7 protein-coding genes and 1 pseudogene are annotated in these 6,954 nt (G+C 61.1%); 3 read left to right on the forward strand and 5 right to left on the reverse strand.

Annotated features, from left to right (window positions below; translation table 11 throughout):
• Positions 1–292 precede the first annotated feature (292 nt).
• Positions 293–1,021: an orotidine-5'-phosphate decarboxylase gene (gene pyrF, locus ADK28_RS27000; protein ID WP_004930640.1), complete on the forward strand. Its 729-nt coding sequence runs from the start codon at positions 293–295 to the stop codon at positions 1,019–1,021.
• A gap of 10 nt (positions 1,022–1,031) precedes the next feature.
• Positions 1,032–1,358: a stress response translation initiation inhibitor YciH gene (gene yciH / locus ADK28_RS27005; RefSeq protein WP_016927535.1), complete on the forward strand. Its 327-nt coding sequence runs from the start codon at positions 1,032–1,034 to the stop codon at positions 1,356–1,358.
• A gap of 188 nt (positions 1,359–1,546) precedes the next feature.
• Here the strand turns inward: yciH and osmB are convergent, their stop codons facing one another.
• The 5 genes and pseudogenes from osmB to ADK28_RS33570 all read right to left on the reverse strand — a co-directional run.
• Positions 1,547–1,765, reverse strand: a complete 219-nt coding sequence (gene osmB, locus ADK28_RS27010; protein ID WP_004945176.1) for an osmotically-inducible lipoprotein OsmB — start codon at positions 1,763–1,765, stop codon at positions 1,547–1,549.
• Positions 1,766–2,037: 272 nt separating this feature from the next.
• Positions 2,038–2,784 carry a DNA-binding transcriptional regulator YciT gene (locus tag ADK28_RS27015; protein ID WP_004930631.1) on the reverse strand — a complete coding sequence of 249 codons (747 nt, stop codon included), beginning with the start codon at positions 2,782–2,784 and terminating at the stop codon, positions 2,038–2,040.
• Between the two features lie 50 nt (positions 2,785–2,834).
• Positions 2,835–5,267 carry a formate C-acetyltransferase/glycerol dehydratase family glycyl radical enzyme gene (locus ADK28_RS27020; protein ID WP_048797179.1) on the reverse strand — a complete coding sequence of 811 codons (2,433 nt, stop codon included), beginning with the start codon at positions 5,265–5,267 and terminating at the stop codon, positions 2,835–2,837.
• Between the two features lie 4 nt (positions 5,268–5,271).
• A complete protein-coding gene (locus ADK28_RS27025; RefSeq protein ID WP_414711771.1) occupies positions 5,272–5,955 on the reverse strand; it encodes a glycyl-radical enzyme activating protein in 684 nt (227 codons plus the stop codon).
• Between the two features lie 18 nt (positions 5,956–5,973).
• Positions 5,974–6,167 (reverse strand): annotated as a pseudogene (locus ADK28_RS33570) (4Fe-4S cluster-binding domain-containing protein); the annotation flags it as partial.
• 149 nt (positions 6,168–6,316) lie between these two features.
• Between ADK28_RS33570 and fsa the strand changes: the two are divergent.
• Positions 6,317–6,954: fructose-6-phosphate aldolase (gene fsa, locus ADK28_RS27030; RefSeq protein WP_048797180.1), on the forward strand; the 638-nt coding region annotated here is incomplete at its 3' end.

A 6,954-nucleotide genomic window follows, 5' to 3' on the forward strand; every position in this document is an offset into this window, starting at 1 on the left:
TCGCTTCCGATGGGTTGAATAATAAAGCATCTACGTCGATTGAAAATCTGATAATGCTGAGTAACTCATTCAAAATATCTGATCAACAATTTACGCATCTTTACGGCGTTTTACGCTGCGTGGTTTATCGCTAACGCGCTTTCGTTGACGCGCCATGACAAAGGTGAGCGGTAACATGACAGAGCGCCGGTGCGCGCTGCGGCTGGGATTTCTGGCCCCCGACATGTAGAATGCGGCGGTCAGTTTCGCGGGTGAGTCCCTGATTATGTCTATTTTACAGAAGGTAGAAGAAATGAAGTCTGAAAATAACGCTAATAACAATGACTTAAAATCATCTCCAATCGTTGTGGCGTTAGATTACGCCGATAAGAACGCCGCGCTGGCGTTCGCCGACCGTATCGATCCGCAAGACTGCCGGCTGAAAGTGGGCAAAGAAATGTTCACGCTGTTTGGGCCACAACTGGTGCGCGATCTGCATGGGCGCGGCTTCGACGTATTTCTCGACCTGAAATTCCACGATATTCCCAATACCACCGCGCATGCGGTCGCGGCGGCGGCCGAACTGGGCGTTTGGATGGTCAACGTCCATGCCAGCGGCGGCGCGCGCATGATGACCGCCGCTAAAGAAGCGCTGGCGTCATTCGGGACGGATGCGCCGCTGTTGATTGCCGTGACGGTGTTGACCAGCATGGAAGCGGAAGACCTGCGCGGCATCGGCATTGAGGCCAGCCCGGCGGAACACGCCGAGCGCTTGGCGCGCCTGACCCGCGACTGCGGGCTGGACGGCGTGGTGTGTTCGGCACACGAAGCGCAGCGGCTGAAGGCGGCCTGCGGGCAGGCTTTCCAACTGGTTACGCCGGGGATCCGCCCAGAAGGCAGCGCGGCGGGCGATCAGCGCCGTATTATGACGCCGGTGCAGGCGCAGGCCGCCGGCGTGGACTACATGGTGATTGGGCGTCCGATCACCCAATCTGCCGATCCGGCCGCGACGCTGCGCGCGATCCGCGCCTCTTTGGCCTGAGGAACCGCCGATGAATGACGATAACAGCCGCCTGGTGTATTCCACGGACACCGGCCGCATCAAGCAGGAAGAGGTTAAACCGCAACGCGCCAAGGGCGACGGCATCGTGCGCATCCAACGTCAGACCAGCGGCCGCAAGGGGAAGGGCGTATGCCTGATCGCCGGCGTCGATCTGGATGATGCTGCGCTCGACAAACTGGCGGCCGAGCTGAAAAAGAAATGCGGCTGCGGCGGTTCGGTGAAAGACGGGGTCATCGAGATCCAGGGCGATAAACGCGATCTGCTCAAGCAACTGCTGGAAGCCAAAGGCATGAAGGTCAAACTGGCGGGCGGTTGAGGTGAATCGCCATGCCGCGGTGCAATGCCGTGGCATGGCTTGAGGTTGTTGCTGCCGGGGATTAGCCCGTTAACGGCAAAAGAACCATAGACTTAAAGTAAAACAGACCTGAAATCATCGTTATTGGTTAATACGTCAAAGCGCCGAAGCGCTTTTGCCAGCCTGTCGGCCGAGGGCGCTCGGTCAGGTTATTTACCGACCTGGTGACCGATAATGCCCCCTACCGCAGCCCCGCCCAGCGTACCCAACGCGCTGCCGTCTGTCAGCACTGCGCCGCCGACTGCACCTGCGCCGGCACCGATAGCGGTGTTGCGATCGCGTTTGGACATGTTGGAACAGGCACTAAGTGAAAACGCCAGAGTCAGTGCCAGAGCGGCGGTGGCGAAACGTTTATTGATAATCATCATAATGACTTCTCCTTAGCATTGGCTATATGGAAGTGCCCTATAAGTATAGGCGTTAACCATAAATCAGGCCTGCTGTTGATTCCCGTACAGTATCGATATAAAAAAAGGGCATTTTTTGTTAACGGCCGAATAATTAGCAGGTTACGGCCCAAAAGTCGCCGAAACTGAGTATAGGTTTCTCGGGAAGGATAAACAGGTAAATAGTCTTAAAATCCTGCGGTGCAAGGGGAAAGACGCGCGGCGTGGCCCGCGCGGTGCGGCGGTGATCTGCGTTATTCGTTGACCAATTCCACCTGTACGCCCTGGCGTTTCAGCTGATGCTGATACTCCAGCGCCAAACGCGAATCGGTGATTACCCGGCTGATCTGCCCCGGCTGCGCCAGCGGATTGGGCTGGATCTGGCCGAATTTGCTGGAGTCCGTCAGCACGATATTCTCCACGCCCTTGGCCAGTACCGCGCTGACCACGTCGGCGCGCATCATGTCGCGGCCGGTAAAGCCGGTTTCGGCCTGAAAGCCGTCAATGCCGATAAACGCCTTGTTGAAATGCACCTGCTGAATGCACAGCCGCGTGAGCGGGCCGACTACGGTCTCGCTTTTCTTCTGGTACATGCCGCCCAGCACAATCACGTCGCAGTCGGTTTCTTTCAGCAGGTTGGCGATGTAGTGGCTGACGGTGATCAGCGTAATGCGCTTGCGTTCGGCGATGTAGCGTGCCAGCAGGGCGTTGGCGCTGCCGCTCTCGATAAAGATCGTCTCGCCGTCGTTGACCTGCGCGGCGGCGTATTGCGCCAGCCGCTGCTTGAGGGTGAAATTGGACATCATGCGGGCGTCGACGTCATCACTCTCCAAGGCCACGGCGGAGCCGTGCACCCGCTTCAGATAACTGCGCTTTTCCAGCAGGTTGAGATCCTGCCGGATGGTGACTTCCGAGACGCCTGAGGCGCGCGCCAGCTCATTGACGCTGATCCGCCGGCGATCGTTAACCAACTGCAATATGGTCTGTTGTCGTAAATTCATATCGGCCTGATGATGCGGCCGCCAAGGCGCGGCCGCTAAGAGTCAAAGGTTTAAAGAGTATGTTCTGTGCGCGCAATAATATCATCCTGCGCCTCAGGGGATAATGCGGTAAAGAAGGCGGAATAGCCAGCTACGCGAACCACTAAATCACGATATTGGTCAGGGTGTTGCTTCGCCGCCAGCAGCGTTTCGCGCGACACGATGTTGTACTGCACATGCCAGCCGCGATAGCTCTCGAAGAAGGTGCGCAACATCAGCATCAGCTTTTCCCGATCGCGCGGGTTGTCCAGCGTCGCCGGGTTCAGCTTTTGGTTGAGCAGCACGCCGCCGAGGATCGCCTCGGTCGGCAACTTGGCGAGCGAATTGAACACCGCCGTCGGCCCCAGGTAGTCGGTGCCGGACGCCGGACTGGCGCCTTCCGCCAGTGGCGTGTGCGCCTTACGTCCATCGGGCGTGGCCAGAGTGGCGGCGCCGAAGGGCACGTTGGCCGAAATCGACGAGGTGCCGGCGTAGTAACCGCCGCCGATCGGCCCGCGGCCGAAGCGGGTGTTGCGATACTGCTTCAGTTCTTCGATATAGGTTTGGTAGGCGCGCACCAGCAGCCGATCGACCTCGTCCACATCGTTGCCGTATTTGGGCGCGGCGTTGAGCAGCCGCTGGCGCAGCTGCTCGCCATCCAGCCCGGCGAAGTCATCGGCCAGCGCGGTCGCTAGCTGCTGCTGGCCGATCGCCCCCTGGTCGAACACCAGTTTGCGCACCGCCGCCAGGCTGTTGCCCAGGTTGGCGATGCCGACCTGCAGGCCGGAAACCCAATCGTATTTGGCGCCGCCTTGCTTGATGCTTTTACCGCGTTCGATGCAGTCATCCACCAGCGCGGAACAGAGGATATCGTGGACATTCTCTTCCAGCACGCTGTCCACCACGCATTCGATCTCGATCGACTTGCGTGTGTAGTAGCGGATTTGCCGATCCCAGGCGGCTAAGATCTGCTCGAAATCGACGAAGTTTCCTTTGGACAGCGCTTGTTCCTGCGGCAGGAATATTTGCCCGGAGGTGGCGTCGCGGCCCTGTTCCAGCGCCGCCAGCAGCACGCGGGCGAAGTTGATGAAGCTCATGCCGGTGCAGCGATAACCCCATTTGCCGCCGACGGCGGTCTCGATGCAGCCGATGGCGGCGTAATCGTAGGCGTCTTGCGGCTCAACCCCCAGCTTGATGAATTCGGGAATGACGATTTCGTCGTTGTTGAACGCCGGCATGCCGAAACCGCAGCGGATCACCTGCACGCAGGCGTCGAGGAAGTCGGCGCTCATCCCGGCATGGTAACGCACGCTGAGGTTGGGTTGGGTGGAGCGCAGACGGCCGCAGGACTCGAGAATGGCGTAGGACAGCGGGTTGACCGCATCGCATGGCCGGCCGTCGATCAGCTTCTGTCCGCCGATGGTGACGTTTTGGTACAGCGGGCTGCCGGCGGAAGCTTTGGAATGCGAGCCGGAGCGGATCTTGTTGACCTCCAGCAGCTTCAGCCAGCAGCAGTGCAACAGCTCGATGGCGTCTTCCCGCGCCAGCTTTTGCTCCAGCTCCACCTCACGTCGATACCAGGGATAGAGGTATTGATCGAGGCGGCCGAAGGAAACCGAATGGCCGTTGGATTCGATCTGCAACGTCAGTTGGATGAAATAGCACAGCTGCAGGGCTTGCCAGAAGGTGTGCGGCGGGCGATGGGCGATCCGGTCGCAGTTGCCTGCGATGGCCAGCAGTTCGGCGCGCCGCCAGTCGCGCGGTTCGTTTTGCGCCATGTCGCGCGCCAGGCGGGCGAAGCGCAGGATGTGCTCGCTCAGCGCCGCCAGCGCGATGTCGATGGCGTTGAGAAACTGCGCTTTGTGCAGATCTTCCCACTCGGTCAGGCGCAGGCGGCCGCGGCGCGCGTTCACTTTTTCACGCAGGCCGTCGAGACCGTTCTCCAGCAGCAGCGGGAAGTTAACCGCCAGGTGGGCGTCGCCGGAGGTCATGTTGCCCTCGGCCTTGATGATGCCGGTGGCCAGCAGCGCCTTTTGTTCGTCGGTGAACATGCCGTAGCAGCGATCCTGCACCGTTTGGCCGCGCCACCAGGGGCACAGGCGATGCAAAATCGCCTTGTTCTCTTCGCTGACCGAAAAACCGGCGCCCGGCCGGTCGGCCAATTGGTCTATTTCGTTTTCTATCCAGCCGACGGTGTATTCGGGAAAGATCGGCGCGGCGCGCAGCTCGCTGGCCTGGTTGCCGACGATCAGCTCGTCGTTGGCGATCCAGATGGTGCGCTTCGCCAGATGGTTAGCCAGCGCCAGCGCGCGGCGCACCGGCAGCGGCCGATCCTGATGCTGTTGATAGGCCTCGGTATAGTGCTGCGCGCGTTCGGTGCACACCGGCGGTTTGACGATGTGAATCAGCGCGTTCTTATGCGCCTGAATGCGGGCGCTGAGGGTGGTCAAATCCAACGTGGTCATGGCGTTATCCTCGCAAAATGGCGGTCAGGCCTTTGGCGCTGGCATAGTCTTCGGCGAAGGCCAGCAGATCGGGCGCGTCCAGCGGCGTGCGGGCGGCGCGGTAGGGCTCGCCGAGCAGGTGGTACTTGTTGATGCCCAGCGTGTGGTACGGCAGAAAGTGGATCTCCGACACGCCGATCTCGTCGGCGGCGAAGTCGACGATCGCACGGACAGAGCGACGATCGGCGTTGAAATCGGGGATCAGCGGCACGCGCACGGTCATTGGCACGCCGTGCGCCGCCAGCCGGCGGAAATTGTTCATCACCCGGCGGGCGGAGCCGCCGGTCCAGGCTCTAAAGCGCGCTTCGTCGGTGTGTTTGATATCGGCCAACAGCAGATCCAGCCACGGCAGCGAAGGCGCGATGTAACGCCACGGAACGTGCAGGCAGGATTCGACGGCGGTGTGGATGCCGGCTTCGCGGCCGCGTCGCAGCAGTTCCGCTGCAACCTCCGGCTGCATAAAGGGTTCGCCGCCGGACAGCGTTAAACCGCCGCCGCTGCGCAGGTAGAAAGGCTTATCCCGCATCACCTCGGCCATGATATCGTCGGGGTTGACCGGGCTGCCGCACAGGCTGAGCGCGCCGGTCGGGCAGGCGGCGGCCAGCGCCGCGTAGTCGTTTGCGCTGATGACTTCACGCCGCAGCGTCAACGCCTCTTCGTCACGCTNCCTTGCGGGCAGCGCTCGGCGCACAGCGTGCAGCCGCTCAGGCACAGGCGTTCGTCAAACAGCAGGTCTGCATGGCGCGAGCGGCTTTCCGGGTTCTGACACCAGCGGCAGCTCAGCGGGCAGCCTTTTAAAAAGACCACGCTGCGGATGCCGGGGCCGTCATGGGTCGAGTAGCGCTGCAGATTGAAGAACATGAGTCACCCGTTTGGCGTTGCTGAATCTTTCGCCATTAAAGGTGTTTCGAATGAAAGTTGAATTGATTTTGATCAAAAGTTAGCGCGGTTTTTGCCCTATGATGATCAGAGTTTGAATCCGCCCACAGAACATGACACAGGAGTCCGTGATGGAGCTTTATCTCGATACCGCCGATGTGACCGCGGTAAAACGCCTGGCGCGCATTCTGCCGCTGCACGGCGTCACCACCAACCCGAGCATCGTGGCGAAGGAAGGCAAGCCGATCTGGGAAGTGCTGCCCGCGCTGCGCGACGCCCTCGGCGGCACCGGCAAGCTGTTCGCGCAGGTGATGGCGGCCGATGCGGAGCGCATGGTGGCGGAGGCGGCGCTGCTCAGTCAGCGCGTCCCGGGGCTGGTGGTCAAGATCCCGGCGACCGCCGAAGGGCTGGCGGCGATCAAGAAACTCAAAACGATGTCCATCCCGACGCTGGGGACGGCGGTGTACGGCGCCGGGCAGGGGCTGTTGGCGGCCTTGGCCGGGGCGGAATATGTGGCCCCTTACGTCAATCGGGTGGACGCGCAGGGCGGTGACGGCATCGAAATGGTGCACGAGCTGCAGCAGTTGTTGAGCCTGCATGCGCCGTCGGCGCAGGTGCTGGCCGCCAGTTTCAAGACGCCGCGCCAGGCGCTGGAGTGCCTGTTGGCCGGCTGCCAGGCCATCACGCTGCCGGTGGACGTCGCGGAGCAGTTCCTGAACGCGCCGGCAGTGCAGGCCGCGGTCGAGAAATTCGAACAGGATTGGCAGGG

It is taken from the genome of Serratia sp. 506_PEND, assembly GCF_001076875.1.
Classification (GTDB): domain Bacteria; phylum Pseudomonadota; class Gammaproteobacteria; order Enterobacterales; family Enterobacteriaceae; genus Serratia; species Serratia marcescens.

Excerpts from the sequence above, each read along its gene's own strand:
- pyrF (WP_004930640.1), top strand. The coding sequence starts at position 293 with ATGAAGTCTGAAAATAACGCTAATAACAATGACTTAAAATCATCTCCA.
- yciH (WP_016927535.1), top strand. The coding sequence starts at position 1,032 with ATGAATGACGATAACAGCCGCCTGGTGTATTCCACGGACACCGGCCGC.
- osmB (WP_004945176.1), bottom strand. The coding sequence starts at position 1,765 with ATGATGATTATCAATAAACGTTTCGCCACCGCCGCTCTGGCACTGACT.
- ADK28_RS27015 (WP_004930631.1), bottom strand. The coding sequence starts at position 2,784 with ATGAATTTACGACAACAGACCATATTGCAGTTGGTTAACGATCGCCGG.
- ADK28_RS27020 (WP_048797179.1), bottom strand. The coding sequence starts at position 5,267 with ATGACCACGTTGGATTTGACCACCCTCAGCGCCCGCATTCAGGCGCAT.